17 protein-coding genes are annotated in these 18,384 nt (G+C 48.5%); 15 read left to right on the forward strand and 2 right to left on the reverse strand.

All coding sequences use genetic code 11. The features are described from left to right. Positions 1-804 carry an N-acetylmuramic acid 6-phosphate etherase gene (gene murQ, locus BLQ88_RS10910; protein ID WP_176884969.1) on the reverse strand — a complete coding sequence of 268 codons (804 nt, stop codon included), beginning with the start codon at positions 802-804 and terminating at the stop codon, positions 1-3. Positions 805-1,131: 327 nt separating this feature from the next. On the opposite strand from murQ, the gene ilvD reads away from it, so the two are divergent. From ilvD to BLQ88_RS10980, 14 genes are all read left to right on the forward strand, one after another. Then, entirely contained in the window at positions 1,132-2,817 is a 1,686-nt protein-coding gene (ilvD, locus tag BLQ88_RS10915) for a dihydroxy-acid dehydratase (protein ID WP_090149209.1), read from the forward strand. 51 nt (positions 2,818-2,868) lie between these two features. After that, positions 2,869-4,629, forward strand: coding sequence for a biosynthetic-type acetolactate synthase large subunit (gene ilvB, locus BLQ88_RS10920; RefSeq protein WP_090149212.1), 1,761 nt, complete (start codon positions 2,869-2,871; stop codon positions 4,627-4,629). Positions 4,630-4,648: 19 nt separating this feature from the next. Then, positions 4,649-5,182: an acetolactate synthase small subunit gene (ilvN, locus tag BLQ88_RS10925; protein ID WP_090149214.1), complete on the forward strand. Its 534-nt coding sequence runs from the start codon at positions 4,649-4,651 to the stop codon at positions 5,180-5,182. A 64-nt stretch (positions 5,183-5,246) separates the two neighbouring features. Beyond that, the gene (ilvC, locus tag BLQ88_RS10930; RefSeq protein ID WP_090149217.1) at positions 5,247-6,293 is read left to right on the forward strand and encodes a ketol-acid reductoisomerase; all 1,047 of its coding nucleotides are present in this window, start codon (positions 5,247-5,249) and stop codon (positions 6,291-6,293) included. Positions 6,294-6,420: 127 nt separating this feature from the next. Then, entirely contained in the window at positions 6,421-7,677 is a 1,257-nt protein-coding gene (gene ilvA, locus BLQ88_RS10935) for a threonine ammonia-lyase IlvA (RefSeq protein ID WP_090149220.1), read from the forward strand. A 23-nt stretch (positions 7,678-7,700) separates the two neighbouring features. After that, complete coding sequence (locus tag BLQ88_RS10940; RefSeq protein ID WP_143016829.1) at positions 7,701-8,861, forward strand: hypothetical protein; 1,161 nt, start codon at positions 7,701-7,703, stop codon at positions 8,859-8,861. 15 nt (positions 8,862-8,876) lie between these two features. Beyond that, complete coding sequence (locus BLQ88_RS10945) at positions 8,877-9,725, forward strand: AraC family transcriptional regulator (RefSeq protein ID WP_090149225.1); 849 nt, start codon at positions 8,877-8,879, stop codon at positions 9,723-9,725. Positions 9,726-9,786: 61 nt separating this feature from the next. Further along, positions 9,787-9,993 carry a hypothetical protein gene (locus tag BLQ88_RS10950; protein WP_090149228.1) on the forward strand — a complete coding sequence of 69 codons (207 nt, stop codon included), beginning with the start codon at positions 9,787-9,789 and terminating at the stop codon, positions 9,991-9,993. A gap of 1 nt (position 9,994) precedes the next feature. Continuing rightward, positions 9,995-10,288, forward strand: coding sequence for a type II toxin-antitoxin system RelE/ParE family toxin (locus BLQ88_RS37530; protein ID WP_374754758.1), 294 nt, complete (start codon positions 9,995-9,997; stop codon positions 10,286-10,288). 181 nt (positions 10,289-10,469) lie between these two features. Beyond that, positions 10,470-11,873 (forward strand): 3-isopropylmalate dehydratase large subunit, encoded by a 1,404-nt coding sequence (leuC, locus tag BLQ88_RS10960; protein WP_090149233.1) that lies wholly within the window; start codon positions 10,470-10,472, stop codon positions 11,871-11,873. A 90-nt stretch (positions 11,874-11,963) separates the two neighbouring features. After that, the gene (leuD, locus tag BLQ88_RS10965; protein ID WP_090149237.1) at positions 11,964-12,560 is read left to right on the forward strand and encodes a 3-isopropylmalate dehydratase small subunit; all 597 of its coding nucleotides are present in this window, start codon (positions 11,964-11,966) and stop codon (positions 12,558-12,560) included. 80 nt (positions 12,561-12,640) lie between these two features. After that, positions 12,641-14,203 carry a hydroxymethylglutaryl-CoA lyase-like TIM-barrel protein gene (locus tag BLQ88_RS10970; protein ID WP_090149239.1) on the forward strand — a complete coding sequence of 521 codons (1,563 nt, stop codon included), beginning with the start codon at positions 12,641-12,643 and terminating at the stop codon, positions 14,201-14,203. Between the two features lie 52 nt (positions 14,204-14,255). Further along, complete coding sequence (gene leuB / locus BLQ88_RS10975) at positions 14,256-15,326, forward strand: 3-isopropylmalate dehydrogenase (protein WP_090149242.1); 1,071 nt, start codon at positions 14,256-14,258, stop codon at positions 15,324-15,326. 263 nt (positions 15,327-15,589) lie between these two features. After that, the gene (locus BLQ88_RS10980) at positions 15,590-16,744 is read left to right on the forward strand and encodes a 2-isopropylmalate synthase (RefSeq protein WP_090149244.1); all 1,155 of its coding nucleotides are present in this window, start codon (positions 15,590-15,592) and stop codon (positions 16,742-16,744) included. A gap of 141 nt (positions 16,745-16,885) precedes the next feature. Here the strand turns inward: BLQ88_RS10980 and purU are convergent, their stop codons facing one another. Continuing rightward, entirely contained in the window at positions 16,886-17,695 is an 810-nt protein-coding gene (purU, locus tag BLQ88_RS10985; RefSeq protein ID WP_229212677.1) for a formyltetrahydrofolate deformylase, read from the reverse strand. Between the two features lie 169 nt (positions 17,696-17,864). Here purU and msrC point away from each other — a divergent pair, with 169 nt between their 5' ends. Continuing rightward, positions 17,865-18,350, forward strand: a complete 486-nt coding sequence (gene msrC, locus BLQ88_RS10990; RefSeq protein WP_090149818.1) for a free L-methionine (R)-S-oxide reductase MsrC — start codon at positions 17,865-17,867, stop codon at positions 18,348-18,350. Positions 18,351-18,384: the final 34 nt, after the last annotated feature.

The following is an 18,384-nucleotide window of genomic DNA, read 5'->3' on the forward strand; positions in this document are numbered from 1 at the left end:
CTACTTGCGCACCGCTTCGATGGCTGCGCGGACGCTGCCGTGCTCATCGAGCAGTGATTGTGCCTCGTCGGGTGAGATATTCAGTTCATCAATGATCATACGCAACGCCCTGTTGACCAGTTTTTCGTTGGTGAGCTGCATATCCACCATTTTGTTTCCCTTCACCTTGCCCAGGCGGATCATCACCGAGGTTGAGATCATGTTCAAAGCCAATTTTTGCGCAGTACCGGACTTCATACGGGTGCTTCCGGTCAGGAATTCAGGTCCTACTACGATTTCTACCGGGTATTCGCAGGCTTTTGCCACAGCAGAACCGTCGTTGCAGACCACGCAGCCTGTCAGTAAGCCTGCGTTACGTGCCTCGTTCAAGCCGCCGATCACGTAAGGCGTGCGACCGGAAGCGGCTATTCCTATTAATGTATCGTTTTCGTTTGGAGCAAAAGCCGCGAGGTCTTTCCAGGCCTGGTTCCAGTCGTCTTCTGCATTTTCCACCGCTTTGCGAATGGCCGTGTCGCCGCCGGCGATGATGCCAACCACCAGATCGAACGGCACGCCGAAAGTAGGCGGGCATTCGGAAGCGTCCACCACGCCCAATCTTCCGCTGGTACCAGCGCCGATGTAGAACAGCCGGCCGCCGTTTTTCATCCTCGGAACGATCTGTTCCACCAATGCTTCGATCTGCGGGATCGATTGCTGAACGGCATGAGGCACCGTCTGATCCTCCTGGTTGATGGAGGTCAGAATGTCGTGAACACTCATTTTTTCGAGGTCATTGTAGTTCGAAGACGATTCGGTTGTCAGCATTGTGGTTCGTGGTTTATGGAATTCAAAATTAAATCTTTTCCGATAATGATGTTGCACCGGGAAGAAATTTGGTATTTATCATAGATTAATAACAAAAAAAGCGTTGAATGTTTGGAAAATAAAAAGATTGGCTCCTAATTTGTAACACCAAGTCAAAGCCAGCGAAAATTCGCTAGACTTAAATGTTCCGCTAAAATGAAACTGACTCTTATCGTCCCGGTCCTAATTATCGTCATGCAATAGCGTGAGTGGGATGATAGCACATAACTGGCACCTCACTCACCTAACCGAGTGGGGTGTTTTTATTTTAAATACAATCATTCACCAATGGCGACAGAATTAAACAGATTTTCGAAGACCCTTACCCAGGAAGTGACCAATCCCGCCGCACAGGCAATGCTTTATGGAATTGGTTTGAAAGAAGAAGACTTTGTGAAACCCCAGATCGGGATTGCCAGCACAGGTTATGAAGGTAACCCGTGCAACATGCACCTGAACGGTCTTTCGGTGTATGTAAAACAAGGGGTGAATGCGAATGATATGGTCGGCCTGATCTTTAACACGATCGGTGTTTCGGATGGTATGACCAATGGTAACGACGGTATGCGCTACTCGCTGCCGAGCCGTGACATTATCGCGGATTCGATTGAAACCGTGGTAGCTGCGCAATGGTACGATGGCGTAATCGCCGTGGTAGGTTGTGATAAAAACATGCCGGGCGCCATTATGGCGATGGCGCGCCTCGACCGTCCTTCTATTATGGTGTACGGCGGAACCATCCGTTCGGGACATTATAAAGGACAGAAACTCGACATCGTTTCAGCATTCGAAGCGTTGGGTAAGAAGTTCGCGAACAATATTTCTGACGAAGATTATAAAGGTGTAATTCAAAATTCGATTCCCGGCCAGGGGGCTTGCGGCGGTATGTATACTGCCAATACAATGGCTTCTTCTATCGAAGCGATGGGGTTGAGCCTGCCATTCAGCAGCTCTTACCCGGCTACGCACGAAGGCAAGCAGGAAGAATGCAAGAAAATCGGTGCGGCGATGAAGAAATTGCTCGAACTGAACATTACGCCGAAAGATATCATTACTAAAAAGTCGCTCGAAAATGCGTTGACGGTGGTAATGGCGCTGGGTGGTTCTACCAACGCGGCATTGCACTACCTCGCCATTGCTCGCGCTGCGGGCATTCCATTGACTTTGGATGATATTCAGGCGATCTCGGACCGCACACCGTTTATCGCGGATTTGAAGCCTAGTGGTAAATACTTCATGGAAGATATCCTGGAAATCGGTGGTGTTCCTGCGGTTACCAAGTATCTGTATTCTGTTGGTCTGATCCACGGCGATTGCATTACTGTAACCGGTAAAACAGTTGCTGAGAACCTCGCTGAGGCTCCTGACCTGGATTTTGAGAAGCAAAAAATGGTCTTCCCGATCGAAACGCCGATCAAAAAGACCGGTCACATTCAGGTACTTTACGGAAACCTGGCTCCGGAAGGATCGGTTGCCAAGATTACCGGTAAGGAAGGTCTGACATTCGATGGCGAAGCGAAAGTATGCGAACACGAATCGGAGATCATTGAAATGCTTGCCAAAGGAGAAATTAAAGCCGGGCACGTAGTGGTGATCCGCAATGCAGGTCCTAAGGGCGGCCCGGGTATGTCGGAAATGCTGAAACCTACTTCTGCGGTAATGGGTGCAGGACTTGGAGACAAGATCGCATTGATCACCGACGGTCGTTTCTCGGGCGGTACCCACGGTTTCGTGGTAGGCCACATTACCCCGGAAGCATTCGACGGCGGCCCTATCGCATTGGTGAAAGACGGCGACCGCATTAGCATCGACGCCAACACCCGCGTACTGAGCCTGCACATTTCCGACGAAGAAATGGCAGCCCGCAAAGCAGCCTGGGTACAACCCGCGCCACGCTTTACAAAAGGTATGCTCGGAAGATATATCAGAACCGTGAAATCAGCCAGCGAAGGTTGCGTGACTGACGAAGCGTAAGCATTAGTGAAGATTAAGGAGAGGATTCATCCGACTAAATAATAGAAAGTCATGGGATTTAATGAAAATCAAACTGCAACAATTCAGGGCGCGGAACCGGTGGTTTCGGTGGCCAAGCCGGAGCTGATCAATGGCTCGCATGCGGTGATCCAGTCGCTGATTGCGGAAGGGGTGAAAACCATTTTCGGCTATCCGGGCGGCGCGATTATGCCGGTGTATGATGCGATCTATGACTATCAGGATCAGGTCAACCACATTCTCGTGCGCCACGAGCAGGGCGCGGCACACGCAGCCGAGGGCTTTGCACGCATTACGGGCGAGGTAGGGGTCTGTCTGGTTACTTCGGGACCCGGTGCTACCAACCTGGTAACAGGTATCGCCGACGCGATCATCGACTCTACACCGATGGTCTGCATTATCGGCCAGGTAGCTTCGCATTTGCTCGGTACGGATGCATTCCAGGAAACGGACGTGATGGGCATTACCATCCCGATCACCAAATGGAACTACCAGATCACCAATGCGGATGAGATCCCTGAAATCATTGCTAAGGCATTTTACATAGCAAAATCAGGCCGTCCGGGACCGGTTTTGATCGATATTACAAAGGATGCGCAGCAGAAACTGATGACGAAGCCTTTTGTACACAAAAAGACGGAGAAACTGCTGAGCTATCACCCACGCCTTGCGCCAAAGGACGAGCAGCTGGCGGCGGCTGCGAAGCTGATCAACCAGGCAAAACGCCCGTTCCTTTTCGTAGGTCATGGTGTACAGATTTCCGGCGCGGAGCAGGAATTGATCAAATTCATTGAAAAAACGGATATTCCTGCTGCTTCTACATTGCTGGGTCTTTCATCGATGTCGGTTGACCATCCTAACTACATGGGCTGGCTTGGCATGCATGGTAACTACGGTACCAATGTGCTGACCAATCAATGCGACCTCATTATCGCCGTCGGAATGCGTTTTGATGACCGCGTGACCGGTGATTTGAGCCGCTATGCGAAACAGGCGAAAGTGGTTCATATCGAAATAGATCCGGCCGAAATCGACAAGATCGTGAAAGCCGATGCACCGGTGGTAGGCGATGCTAAAATTGCATTGGAAATGTTGCTTCCACTAGTGAATGAGAACAATCACGAAGCCTGGAAAGCGGAATTCAAGAAATATGACCTGATCGAGGACGAGAAAATCACGCAGCCGGAATTGGCTCCTACCACGGAGAAGATCAAAATGGCGGAAGTGATCCGTACGCTTTCGGATAAAACCAAAGGTGAGGCGGTGATCGTAGCGGATGTTGGCCAGCACCAGATGATGACAGCCCGTTACTACCAGTTCAAAAAACCAAGTTCCTTCATTACTTCGGGCGGCCTTGGAACGATGGGTTATGCATTGCCGGCTTCATTCGGAGCGAAAGTAGGTGCGCCGGACCGCGAAGTGGTGGCGATGATCGGCGACGGTTGCTTCCAGATGACCATTCAGGAGCTTGGTACTATTGCGCAAAGCGGTTTGCCGGTGAAAATCATTATCCTGAATAACAACTTCCTCGGAATGGTACGCCAGTGGCAACAGCTTTTCCACCAGAAACGCTATTCGTTCGTGGAGCTGCAAAACCCTGATTTTATCACCATTGCCAAAGGTTTCGGCATCGACGGCCATACCTGCGCGAAACGCGAGGATTTGCACGCGTCGCTGGATACAATGCTGGCTTCCGACAAGCCTTACCTGTTGGAAGTATTGGTAGAGAAAGAAGAAAACGTGTTCCCGATGGTGCCAACGGGTGCCTGCGTAGCCGATATCCGTTTGGAATAATATAAAAGAGAAGGAAATCATGACATCATACACCATTTGTGTTTTCACCGAGAACACGATCGGCATTCTTAACAAGATCACGACCATCTTCACGCGGAGACGGATCAATATCGAAAGCTTAACCGTTTCGGAAACCGAGCGTAAGGGTATTTCCCGTTTCACGATCGTCATCCGTCATGAGTCGCGTGATGCGGTGGAGAAGCTGGTCCGCCAGATCCGCAAGATCATCGAAGTACTTGCGGTTTTTGGGTATCTCAATGAGGACATTGCGTACAACGAGATCGCATTGTTCAAAGTTTCGACGCCGATCGGTGCTAAACCGCTTGACATTGAGACTATTAATAAAGCTTATAAGGCCTGGGTCGTTTACTGGCACCTTACTTACGTGATCATCCAGAAGACGGGTACAGAAGAAGAAATCTTTGAATTTTTCGACTATATCAAACCCCACGAAATCCTCGAATTCGTTCGCTCGGGACGTGTGGCGGTGAGCAAATCGCCTCAGACACTGGTAGATTATCTGCCCGAAGCTGAGTGGGAGTATTACCAATAGTCTATAAAGTTTTAGTAGTATTGCTTTTAAATTCGTAGTAAATCAATAATCCAATCAATAATCAATGGCAAAATTAAATTTCGGCGGGGTCGAAGAAGAAGTAGTAACCCGTGAAGAATTTCCACTTGAAAAAGCACGTGAAGTACTTTCTACTGAAACTATCGCTGTAATTGGTTACGGCGTACAAGGCCCAGGCCAAAGCTTGAACATGCGTGACAACGGATTCAATGTAATCGTTGGTCAGCGTAAAGGTGGTAAGTCTTGGGACAAAGCCGTTGCTGACGGATGGGTACCAGGCGAAACGCTTTTCGAATTGGAAGAAGCATTGGCAAAAGGAACTATCATTTGCTACCTGCTTTCGGATGCTGCTCAGATTGAGCTGTGGCCTACTGTTAAGGCAAACCTTACTGCCGGAAAATCGCTGTATTTCTCACACGGTTTCGGTGTAACTTATAAAGATCAGACCGGCATCGTTCCTCCTGCTGACGTGGATGTGTACCTCGTTGCTCCAAAAGGATCGGGAACTTCACTTCGTCGCATGTTCGTAGAAGGAAAAGGATTGAACTCTTCTTTCGCGGTATTCCAGGATGCTACCGGCAAAGCGCGTGAGAAATGTATCGCAATGGGTATCGGTGTAGGTTCAGGTTACCTGTTCGAAACTGATTTCTACCGCGAAGTAACGTCCGACCTTACTGGCGAGCGTGGTACTTTGATGGGTGCTATCCAGGGTATTTTCGCTGCACAATACGAAGTGTTGCGTTCAAACGGCCACACGCCGTCAGAAGCATTCAACGAAACCGTTGAAGAGCTGACCCAATCGTTGATGCCATTGGTTGCTGAAAACGGTATGGACTGGATGTACGCTAACTGCTCTACAACTGCACAGCGTGGTGCTTTGGATTGGTGGAAACCTTTCCGTGACGCTACCAAGCCTGTTTTCGAGCAACTTTACAACTCTGTAAAGTCAGGCGAGCAAGCTTCTATCTCGATCACCCGAAACTCACAACCTGACTACCGCGTGAAACTGGAAGCTGAATTGGCTGAACTGCGTGAATCAGAAATGTGGCAAGCAGGTACTACTGTACGCGGCCTGCGCCCAGAAAGAAACTAATTGTTTCAAAAAATAAGGAAACTGGATTGTTTCAAAAATAATCCATTGCCGTTGACTTAAGTCAACGGCAAAAAGATAGAAAATGGAGCTTTGCTTTTTGCAAAGCTCTTTTGTTTCAGAATCATTTATGAGCACTTCCCATCAACTTCCGACTCTCGACAACATCTTCCTCGCCGCCGAACGCCTGCGCGGGGTGATTAACCACACACCGATATTTTTTAATGCACATCTTTCGGAGCAGTACGGGGCTAATATTTATCTCAAAAGGGAAGACCTCCAAACTGTTCGCTCCTATAAAATCCGCGGCGCCTATAACAAAATGGCGAGCCTCACACCCGAAGCTCTCGCGGGCGGGGTCGTTTGTGCGAGTGCAGGCAACCACGCGCAAGGCGTAGCGTACGCGTGCCGGAAAATGGAGGTGAAAGGGGCGATTTTTATGCCTACAACCACACCAGCGCAGAAAGTGAAACAAGTAAGATTGTTCGGCCAGGAATGGATTGAAATCCATTTGGTTGGCGATACTTACGACGACGCTTACCACGCTTCCATGGCCTACCGCGACAGTACCAATGCCGTTTTCGTGCATCCGTTCGACGATTTGCAGGTGATCGAAGGTCAGGGGACCGTTGGTCTGGAAATTTTTAAAGATGCCGATTTTAAAATCGATTACCTGCTGATGGCCATCGGCGGTGGCGGGTTAGCGTCGGGTATTTCCACTGTTTTCAAACAACTTTCTCCCAAAACACAGCTCATAGGTGTTGAACCGGAAGGCTCTCCCACAATGCACAAATCCATTCAGGAAGGGCATGTGGTGACGCTGGACAACATCGATAAGTTCGTGGACGGCGCGGCCGTGAAGCGTGCCGGCGATATTACATTTGACATTTGCAGCAAAAGCCTGAACCAGATCCTGCTCGTGCCGGAAGGCAAGGTATGCTCTTCGATTTTGCAGCTTTATAACGAAGAGGCCATTGTAGCGGAGCCTGCCGGCGCGTTGACCGTCGCTGCATTGGACTTGATTAAGGAAGATATTAAGGGTAAAAATGTAGTCGTGCTCATCAGCGGCGGCAACAACGACATTACCCGCACCGAGGAAATCAAGGAGCGCTCATTGCTTTATGAGGGTTTGAAGCATTATTTCATCATTCGCTTCCCGCAGCGCTCCGGCGCATTCCGCGAGTTTTTGAATGTCCTCGGGCCGAACGATGACATCGCGCGATTTGAATACGTGAAGAAAACAAACCGCGAGCAAGGGCCTGCATTGGTAGGAATCGAATTGAAAAGTCGGGAAGATTTCGCCCCGCTGATCGAGCGAATGGATGCAAACCGGGTGGTTTATGAGTATTTGAATGATCAGCCGGATTTGTTTCAGTTTATGGTGTAAAATGTAGCATTGATATTGTTTTTATGAATTCAGCTTTACGACGGAAATCTTGTTGTTTTATTGCCGGTGTGCTATTGGCTGTGATAGCTGTTACCCAAAGCTTCGGCCAGGGGCGGATGCTGGATGGTTACATCGTTTCAACTCAGGGCGACACGGTCAGGGGCTTTATACGGTATGACGGCTGGGGTACCAGTCCGATGGCGGTTGATTTTGTAAAGGAGAAAGGAGGACAAATCGAAAGAGTAGGTGCGGATGCTGCGCCGCAATTTTTTCTTACTCCGCTCAATGAGCATTATATCAGTAAAAGAATTGGTGTACTGAACATTGACCTGAGCATAACCTACGAGATCGCGCCATCATTTGAAGCAAAGGATTCAGTGACCGTTTACTTGCGCGAAATAACGTCAGGCCCGAAAGCTACATTGCTGGAATACCTGGATTTGACGGAAAGGCCGCATTACTTCGTCGAGAAAGATGGCAAGCTGACGGAGTTGCTTTATTATCCGTTTTACAGGCTCATCCGTGGTAGAAAGTACCTCATTCAATATGATGAATATGAACGCCAGCTGCCTGCATTGCTTTCTGACGGAGCCGATCCGGGACCCGTTCGTGGCTACTCGGCGAGAGACCTGGGGCGCTACGTTGACCGGTACAATGGGGTATCGGATAAGGCTGTTAGTAAGGCACTTTCGGCGGAATCTGAAATGGAAATCGACTTCTTTGTTATGGGCGGGGTGGAAAGTTGGAAGGAGGAAGAAGTTAATCTAAAAACAAAACCGACATTCGGGGCCGGTTTGAGGGTCAACCTGCCGAGGCGGTTTCACAATCGTTACTTCAAGATTTTGTTTTCATCGCAGGGAAGTATTTCTGAAACCGAGATTTATGGTTACACTTTTGGACAGAATATCAAACTAAATACGCTGGAAGTGGGTGCCGGTACCTACATGGGTTCTGGCAATTTTCGCCCTAACCTTGGATTTGAATATAGTTTTGGATTCAAAGGCTGGCGTAGTACCATTTTAGGTCCGCACGCAGGCATTTCCTTCCGGCGGCAGCTGAGTTTGGAAGTGTCCCATTTTGCCAATTTCGGATCGTTGTTTTCCGATGTCGGATTTTTTAACCAGCCACGAATCAGCTTGAATTACTATCTCAACCTGAACAAACTTTTCAAAAGCCGGAAATAACCATCCGCTTGTACAATGCTCCGCGTACCATCCGACATCAGCTCCCAGGAATTTGAGTCCCTGAAAATTCAGGATATGACTTTCGTGGCCTACCGGAACGAGGTGTATCCATCCAGATACGACGTGTTTTTTGAGGAGCATGCCGTGATTGTGGTGCTGGAAGGTGAGAAGAAGTTCACGAGCCCGACGCAGGAAGTACATGTAGAAAAGGGAGATATCCTGTTCATTCAGAGGGGTTTTTACTTGATGTCGGAGTCGATTCATGAAGCTTACAAAAGTCTGGTCTTCTTTTTTGATGAAAAGCTGCTAAAAGAGTTTGTAGGGTTGCATCCGGAGCTTTTTGATGCGCAAAAAGACGAAGAGACAGTCGAGTACCCGATTCTGCTTTTGAAGTCGGATGATAATTTTGAGAAATTCATTCAATCCGTATTCCCTTATTTCCGGTCCCGGACGGAATTGAAGAACCACTTCCTACGGTTGAAGTTCCAGGAACTGCTGCTGCATTTGATGGAGCTGGATAACTCAAACCAGCTACGGGGTATTTTATACAGCTTATACAAGGGAGAAAAGGTCGATCTTTCGTTTTTGATGAACAGCTATTACCTGAAACCCCTGACCTTGAATGAGCTGGCGCGGCTTTCGGGTCGCAGTTTGTCGGCATTTAAGCGGGATTTTCAGGATGAATTCAATACTTCACCTGCATTATGGCTGAAAAACAAGCGGTTGGATTATGCGGATTTTCTGTTGAGGAATAGTACGAAAAACGTTTCTGAAATCAGTACGGAGATTGGATACGAGAGCGTTTCGCATTTTATCAAGACTTATAAAGAGAAGTACGGCACCACGCCAAAGCGGCAGGGGTGAGTGGGCTATGCTTATGGAGGTAAATCACTATATTTGTTTACACTAATATTTGGATTAGCAAATGGAGGCAATACACGTTTATCCGACCAAAGATCAGGAAAAGGCTGTAATCGCTTTTCTGGAAGAAATGCGAATTCCATTTGACAAAGATGAAGAATTGCCGGAGCACGTGTTGAAAGGGATTGAGACTGGTAGAGAGGAGATACGGGCTGGCAAGTATATGACCTTGGACGAATTCATAAGCAGAAAACAGGATAGTGACCTATGAGGTGATCTTGGCGCCTAAGGCAGTCGAAACATTCGACGCCATTTATGACCAGATTACATTAAGATTTGGAAAGAATTCTGCGAAGCAATTCAACCGAAGGGTAATTCAAATCTTACGGACAATAAGTATCACTCCTTTCATCTTCAAGAGCACCCGGGAAAACCAGAACATTCGCAAAGGATGGATTCATAAGAATTGCTCTTTTTTCTACGAAGTCGCAGGTGATCAAATATATGTATTGTTCTTTTGGGACAATCGGCAAGAGCCGCTTATGGAACCTGATCCATTGGAATAAAGATTTCCGCTCAAACCTCGCTGCTAAACCAAAATCACTATTTTTTGACCTATTACCGTTATACATATTCCTTTTATTATGCGGTAATTTGTAATGTCAGTTCTCCTTTTAAGAAAGGCGTTGATTATCAGCTCTTTCTTTGAAGCCTGAACTACGAGGCGAAATTCTAATTTTAATCAAAATGAGTAATCAAGCGAGTACCCTTTTCGACAAAGTGTGGGATGCCCACGTTGTCCGTAAAATCGAGGACGGTCCGGATGTGTTCTTCATCGACCGCCACTTTATCCACGAAGTAACAAGCCCTGTTGCTTTCCTAGGACTCGAAACCAGAGGCATTGGCGTGATGTACCCCGAGCGCACTTTCGCTACGGCCGATCACAACACCCCGACTATCAACCAGCACCTTCCTGTTGCCGACCCGCTTTCGGCAAACCAGCTGAAAGCCCTCGAATCCAATGCTGCGAAATACGGCATTTCGCACTGGGGACTGGGCCATGCCCGCAATGGTATCGTGCACGTGGTTGGACCTGAAAACGGTATTACGCTACCCGGTATGACCATCGTTTGCGGTGACTCGCACACTTCTACCCACGGTGCATTCGGCGCGATCGCGTTCGGTATCGGTACTTCTGAGGTGGAAATGGTGCTTTCTTCGCAATGCATTATGCAGCCTAAGCCTAAGAAAATGCGTGTAAACGTGAATGGCCAGCTGGGTAAAGGGGTTACTCCGAAAGACGTTACGCTTTATATCATTTCAAAACTCACTACTGCCGGTGCAACGGGTTATTTCGTTGAATATGCAGGGGATGTTTTCGAAAATATGTCGATGGAAGGTCGTATGACCGTCTGCAATATGAGCATCGAAATGGGTGCACGCGGTGGTATGATCGCTCCTGACGAAACTACTTTTGCCTACATCAACGGCCGCGAGCAAGCGCCGAAAGGCGAGAAGTGGGACAAGGCATTGGCTTACTGGAAAACGCTGAAAACAGACGAAGGCGCTGTTTTCGACAAAGAATATAACTTTGATGCAGCCGACATCGAGCCGATGATCACTTATGGTACCAACCCGGGAATGGGCCAGGGTATCACCCGCGCGATCCCTACTTCGGATCAGGTGGAAGGCGGCAAGGCTACTTACGACAAGTCACTGAATTACATGGGTTTCCACGAAAACGAGAACATGCTTGGAAAGCAAATCGATTACGTTTTCATCGGTAGCTGTACCAATGGCCGTATCGAGGACTTCCGCGCATTTGCGTCGATCGTGAAAGGTCGTAAGAAGGCTGATAATGTAACGGCGTGGATCGTACCGGGCTCGCACATTGTGGAGGCGCAAATTAAAGAAGAAGGTATCCTGGATATCCTGACCGAAGCTGGTTTCGAGCTCCGTCAGCCTGGCTGCTCGGCTTGTCTGGCGATGAACGATGACAAGATCCCTGCCGGCAAATATGCAGTAAGTACCTCTAACCGTAACTTCGAAGGTCGCCAGGGCCCAGGCGCGCGCACGTTGCTCGCAAGCCCGCTCGTAGCAGCCGCAGCTGCTGTCACCGGCGTAGTAACCGACCCGAGAACTCTGTTATAAACAAGCGAGACCCAGAACCCCGGCTTTCAAGCCGGGGACCAGGGAAGCACCGCAACAACCCAACTGCCGGCAGATGCTGGCCTCAAAACAATGGCTTACGATAAATTCACCATACTGAAAAGCTCGGCAGTACCTTTGCCGATCGAAAACGTCGATACCGACCAGATCATCCCTGCGCGCTTCCTGAAAGCGACCAAGCGTGAAGGATTTGGCGACAACCTCTTCCGCGACTGGCGCTACAATGGCGACGACACGCCGAAACAGGATTTCGTGTTGAACAACCCGATTTACTCCGGTAAAATCCTAGTAGGAGGTCGCAACTTCGGTAGCGGTTCCAGCCGCGAGCACGCTGCCTGGGCGATCTACGACTACGGTTTCCGTTGCGTGATTTCCAGCTTCTTTGCGGATATTTTCAAAGGTAACTCATTGAATATCGGTATTTTACCTGTACAGGTGAGCCCTGAGTTTCTGAACAAAATCTTCGAAGCGATCGAGGCTGATCCGAATGCAGAGCTGGAAGTGAACCTGCCAGAGCAAACTATCACGATCGTTTCTACGGGAGAAAAAGAATCTTTCGACATCAATGGTTATAAAAAACATAACCTGACGAACGGCTTCGACGATATCGACTATCTGCAAGCTATGAAGGGAGAGATTAAGGAATTTGAAGCAGAAAGGATATTTTAACAGGCTGTTGGCGATCGGCAGTCGGCTGTCGAATCTGATTTTCTGACCGCCGACTGCTGACCGCCGACGGCCGATCGCTTATGAAAAGCCGCTACATAGAAATAATGGACACGACACTCCGCGATGGTGAACAAACCAGCGGGGTGTCGTTTTCCGCATCGGAGAAACTGACTATCGCCCAGATCCTGTTGCAGGAAGTGAAGGTCGACCGCATTGAAGTAGCCTCGGCACGCGTGTCGGAAGGTGAATTTCAGGCGGTTAGGAAAATCACGGACTGGGCCGGTGCGAATGGTTTTCTGGATAAAATAGAAGTACTCACGTTCGTCGACGGCGACGCGTCCATTAACTGGATGGTACAGGCCGGCGCGAAAGTGATGAACCTCCTCACGAAAGGGTCGCTCAATCATTTGACCCACCAGCTCAAAAAGTCGCCGGAAGCGCATTTCGAGGACATTCGCAATGTGATCGAACTTGCGGAGACGAAAGGCATTCAATGCAATGTATATCTCGAAGATTGGAGCAACGGAATGCGTAGTTCGAAAGAATATGTTTTCCAATCGCTTGATTTTCTGACTACAATGCCGGTCAAGCGCATTTTGCTGCCTGATACACTGGGCATTCTCACACCGTTCGAGTCCTACACATTCATCAAGGAAATTGTAGATCGCTATCCTAACCAGCATTTCGAATTCCACGGTCATAATGACTATGACCTTGGTGTAGCGAATGTAATGGAAGCGCTTCGCGCGGGCGTGCAAGGTCTGCACCTGACTGTGAACGGCATGGGTGAGCGCACGGGCAACGCGCCGCTCGCGAGCACGATTGCGGTGATCAACGACCTGATGCCGGAATGTACGACGGCGGTCAATGAGAAGTCGCTGTACTCGATCAGCAAGCTGGTGGAAACGTTTTCGGGGATTCGCATTCCTGCTAATAAACCGATTGTAGGAGAAAGTGTTTTTACACAAACTGCTGGTATTCATGCAGATGGAGATAAAAAGAACAATCTCTATTTCAGCAAACTGATGCCCGAACGCTTCGGTCGTCAGCGTTTGTATGCATTGGGGAAAACTTCGGGCAAGGCGAATATCGAGAATAACCTCCGCGACCTGGGCATTTCGCTTTCGGATGCTGATTTGAAAAAGGTAACCCAACGCATTATAGAGCTCGGCGACCGTAAGGAAGTGGTGACACCGGAGGATTTGCCCTACATTATCTCCGATATCCTCGACAGCGACGCGATCGAGGAGAAGGTGGTGATCACCAACTACGTGCTCACGCATTCCAAAAACCTGAAACCTTCTGCCACATTGCAGATATCTTTTGGCGAAGAAGTTTTTGAAGAGAATGCGCAGGGCGACGGCCAGTATGATGCATTTATGAATGCATTGAAAAAGATTTACGTCAAAAAGGGGATCGAGTTGCCAATGCTGAGCGATTATGCCGTACGCATTCCGCCGGGCGGTAAGACGGACGCATTGTGCGAGACGATCATTACCTGGGAAATCAATGGCAAGGAAGTCAAGACACGTGGTCTGGATTCGGACCAGACGTTCTCGGCCATCAAGGCGACGCAGAAAATGCTCAATCTCATTGGCGTTCCCGAAAATAAAATTGAACCAATCGCTAATGCATTGTCGTAAGGCAGTGCATTTATTTTGTTTATAATTTATTGAATATCAATTAAATCACTTGATGAAAAAGCATATCCTTATCGTTCCGGGCGACGGAATCGGACAAGAAGTTACAGAGGTAGGAAAGGCAGTGTTGGTAAAAATCGCCGAGAAATTCGGTCATGAATTCACTTACGACGAAGCATTGATGGGCCACGTGGCCATCGAAGCGACGGGTAACCCGCTTCCGGATGAGACATTGGAGAAGATGCGCAACTCTGACGCAATCCTTTTCGGTGCCGTTGGTCACCCGAAATACGACAACGATCCTACCGCCAAAGTTCGCCCTGAGCAAGGCTTGCTGAAAATGCGTAAAGAGTTGGGTTTGTATGCCAACCTCCGTCCGATCAAGTTGTTCGACGAGCTATTGGGCGCTTCTTCCATCCGTCCTGAAATCCTGAAAGGCTCGGATATCCTTTTCTTCCGTGAATTGACCGGCGATATCTATTTCGGAGAAAAAGGTCGTAAAAACGATAACAACACTGCCTATGACATCGCGGAATATAGCCGTTACGAAGTGGAGCGCATTGCCCGCAAGGCATTCGAAGCTGCTCGTACACGTGGCAAACGTCTTTGCTCAGTAGATAAGGCTAATGTTTTGGAAACCAGCCGTCTGTGGCGTGAAGTGATCCAGGCATTGGCTCCTGAATATCCTGACATTACTGTTGAACACCAGTTCGTGGACGCAGCAGCGATGATGCTCATCAAAGATCCTAAGCGTTTCGATGTGGTTGTAACTGCAAACTTGTTCGGAGATATCCTTACCGACGAGGCGAGCCAGATCGCCGGATCGATGGGTATGCTCGCTTCGGCGTCTGTCGGCGACAGCACCGGCGTTTACGAACCGATCCACGGCTCGGCGCACGACATTACTGGTAAAGGTGTCGCAAACCCCTTGGCATCAGTACTTTCAGCTGGATTGCTCCTCGATATTTCATTTGGTTTGAAAGAGGAATCGGAAGCGATTATTTCGGCAGTTGACAAGTTGCTGAAAGATGGTTTCAGAACGCGCGACATTGCCGATGCAACCACTCCGGCCGATAAGGTGCTGAACACCCAGCAGGCAGGCGAAGAGCTTTTGAAAAGAATCTAAAAAATTTCAAAGTTTTGCCAAACAATATTTGTTGCATTCAAAACTTGTGCTTTCTTTGCAGAAGAAACTCGCGGTCAGCGAAATTTCGCAACAATAATATGAGCCAACAAGATAACCTCATTCTCAATCTCCAACAGCTACCGTGAGGCCGGGAAAGGTTATGTTTTGATAAGTTACAGACCCTTTCCCGTGACAAGGAAAGGGTTTTATATTGCCTGAAATATTGTTAAATTCGTGTCCCATTAAAAAATTAATACCCACCAATGAGTAATCGAGTTCAGATCTTCGACACTACTTTACGAGACGGCGAGCAGGTTCCTGGCAGCCAATTGACCACAGAAGAAAAAATCGTGGTTGCTACACAACTCGAAAAGCTGGGGGTAGATATTATCGAAGCCGGCTTCCCGGTTTCAAGTCCCGGAGACTTTCGTTCTGTTGTAGAAATCTCCAAAGCGGTTCGTGAGCCGATCATTTGTGCGCTCTCGCGTGCGGTGCAAGGTGATATCGACGCTGCTGCCGACGCATTGCAGTATGCACAGCGGGCACGTATCCACACGGGTATCGGTTCATCCGACATTCATATCCAGCATAAATTCAATACTACCCGTGAAAAAATCATTGAAAGAGCAATCGCGGCTACGAAATATGCTAAATCCAAAGTGGAGGATGTTGAATTCTATTGCGAAGATGCAGGCCGTGCAGACCTGGTGTTCCTTTCGCAACTGGTAGAAGCGGTGATCGGCGCCGGAGCAACGGTGGTGAATATTCCTGACACGACTGGCTACTGCTTGCCAGATGAGTACGGAAACAAAATCAAATACATTTTCGAACATGTTTCGAACATTCATAAAGCTACTATTTCGATCCACTGCCACAATGACCTCGGCCTGGCGACTGCGAACTCCATTGCAGGTATCAATCAGGGTGCGCGTCAGGTAGAGGTTACGATCAATGGTATCGGCGAGCGCGCCGGTAATACTTCGCTGGAAGAGGTGGTAATGGCATTGAAAGTACACCAGGAGCTGGGTCTTGAAACGGGCATTAACACGCAGCACATTTACCCGACAAGCCAACTGGTGTCGAAAATGATGCGTATGCCGGTGCAAGCCAACAAGGCGATCGTGGGCCGCAATGCATTCGCGCATTCATCGGGTATCCACCAGGACGGCTTCCTGAAAAACAATTTGAACTATGAAATCATGAACCCGCAGGACGTGGGTGTCGATAAGTCCGACATCGTACTGACTGCCCGCAGCGGACGCCATGCATTGAAGCACCGCCTGGAATTGTTAGGGTTCTCCTTCGAAAAAGCAGCGCTTGACGAACTGTATACGCGCTTCCTCGAAGTAGCCGATATTAAGAAAGAAGTTAACGACGGAGATCTGGTTGAGCTGGTGCGGACAGCGGAAGCGGTTTAATTAGAATATCCTTAGAATTAGTTAACAGCTTGAATCTGAATTTGATGTTTTAAAGAATTTTTTGTAAGATTACATATTCAATAACATCCATCAGATTGCAAAAAGCCCTCGGTGATTCTGACTAAGGGCTTTTTCTTTGTTTTACAGGATAATGGTGCGGTTGTGATGAATGAAAACGCGGTCGTTAAAAACCAGTTTCAAAGCCTTCGAGAGCACCGATTTTTCTGTATCTTTTCCCAAAGTCGCCATATCCGAAGCGGTCAGTTTGTGATCGACTTCCTTCACATCCTGCGCGATGATCGGACCTTCGTCGAGGTCGTCGTTCACAAAATGCGCGGTTGCTCCAATGATTTTCACGCCACGTTCGTAAGCCTGCCGGTAGGGGTTTGCCCCGATAAATGCGGGCAGGAATGAATGGTGGATATTCACGATCCGGTTTGGAAAATGTTCGACGAATTGCGGGGTGATAATGCGCATATATTTAGCAAGCACCACATAATCCGGACGGTAAATATCCAGCGTTCTCAGTATTACTTCCTCATGCTCTTCGCGGGTTTTGTTTTCATGCGAAATAAAATGAAAAGGTATCCCAAACTTGCCTACCAGCGGCTGCAACGTATTATAGTTGCTTATAACTGCCATTATCGTCGCATCCAGCTCATTGAATGCGTAGCGGATCAGCAATTCGCCGAGGCAGTGGTGCTCTTTGGTCACCATCAGCACAATGTCCTTATTCTTTTTCGGGTTAATGCGCAGGTTCAGTCCTGCCGGTAACTCGGTTTGAAGAGCTTTTAACAATTCAGGAATATCGGTTTCGCCTTCGAATTCGGTACGCATGAAAAAGTAGCGCGAAGGGCTCACATATTCGTCGTTACTGATGATATTCTGATTGTGGGCAAAAAGAATGCGGGTAACGTGATAGATCAAGCCCTTGTGATCGGGGCCGTCCATTAATAAGATATGTCTTTGACTCATGAAGGGTTTGCTTGTGGCACTTGTCGGAGTTCAAATATACAACACAAGCCGTGCTATTAGCCGCTCAGCAATAGTGCATTTCCATATTATTGTAACTATTCAAATGACATCCGTGTTAATCAGGAATAATGCAGTTTTTGATACTATGGCAGAGACATTATTTATTCCAACAGATACAAGCAGAAAAGAGGTTTATGAAGCGCTTTTCCCACAAATAGAGGCGCTTATCGTTGATGAAAGCGACCTTACGGCCAACCTGGCGAATATAACTGCGGTTTTAAAAGAGGCATTCGGGTTTTTCTGGGTGGGGTTTTATCTCGTGAAAGAAGGGCAACTGGTGCTCGGCCCGTTTCAGGGGCCCATCGCATGTACGCGTATACCCTTTCACAAGGGCGTGTGCGGCGCGAGTTACTCACGCGCCGAAACCATCGTCGTACCGGATGTAGAGCAGTTTCCGGGCCATATTGCGTGCAGCTCGGCGTCGCGTTCGGAAATTGTAGTGCCGGTTTTTCATAGGAACGGAACAGTAGCAATGGTGCTGGACGTGGATAGCGACCAGCTCGATGATTTCAGCGAAACGGACCGTGAAGCATTGGAAAAAGTGGCAGCGCTGATCACCCGAAAACTCTGATTATAATTAAAAAGCCTCGCACCGGTACCGGTGC

The organism is Dyadobacter soli (assembly GCF_900101885.1).
GTDB lineage: Bacteria > Bacteroidota > Bacteroidia > Cytophagales > Spirosomataceae > Dyadobacter > Dyadobacter soli.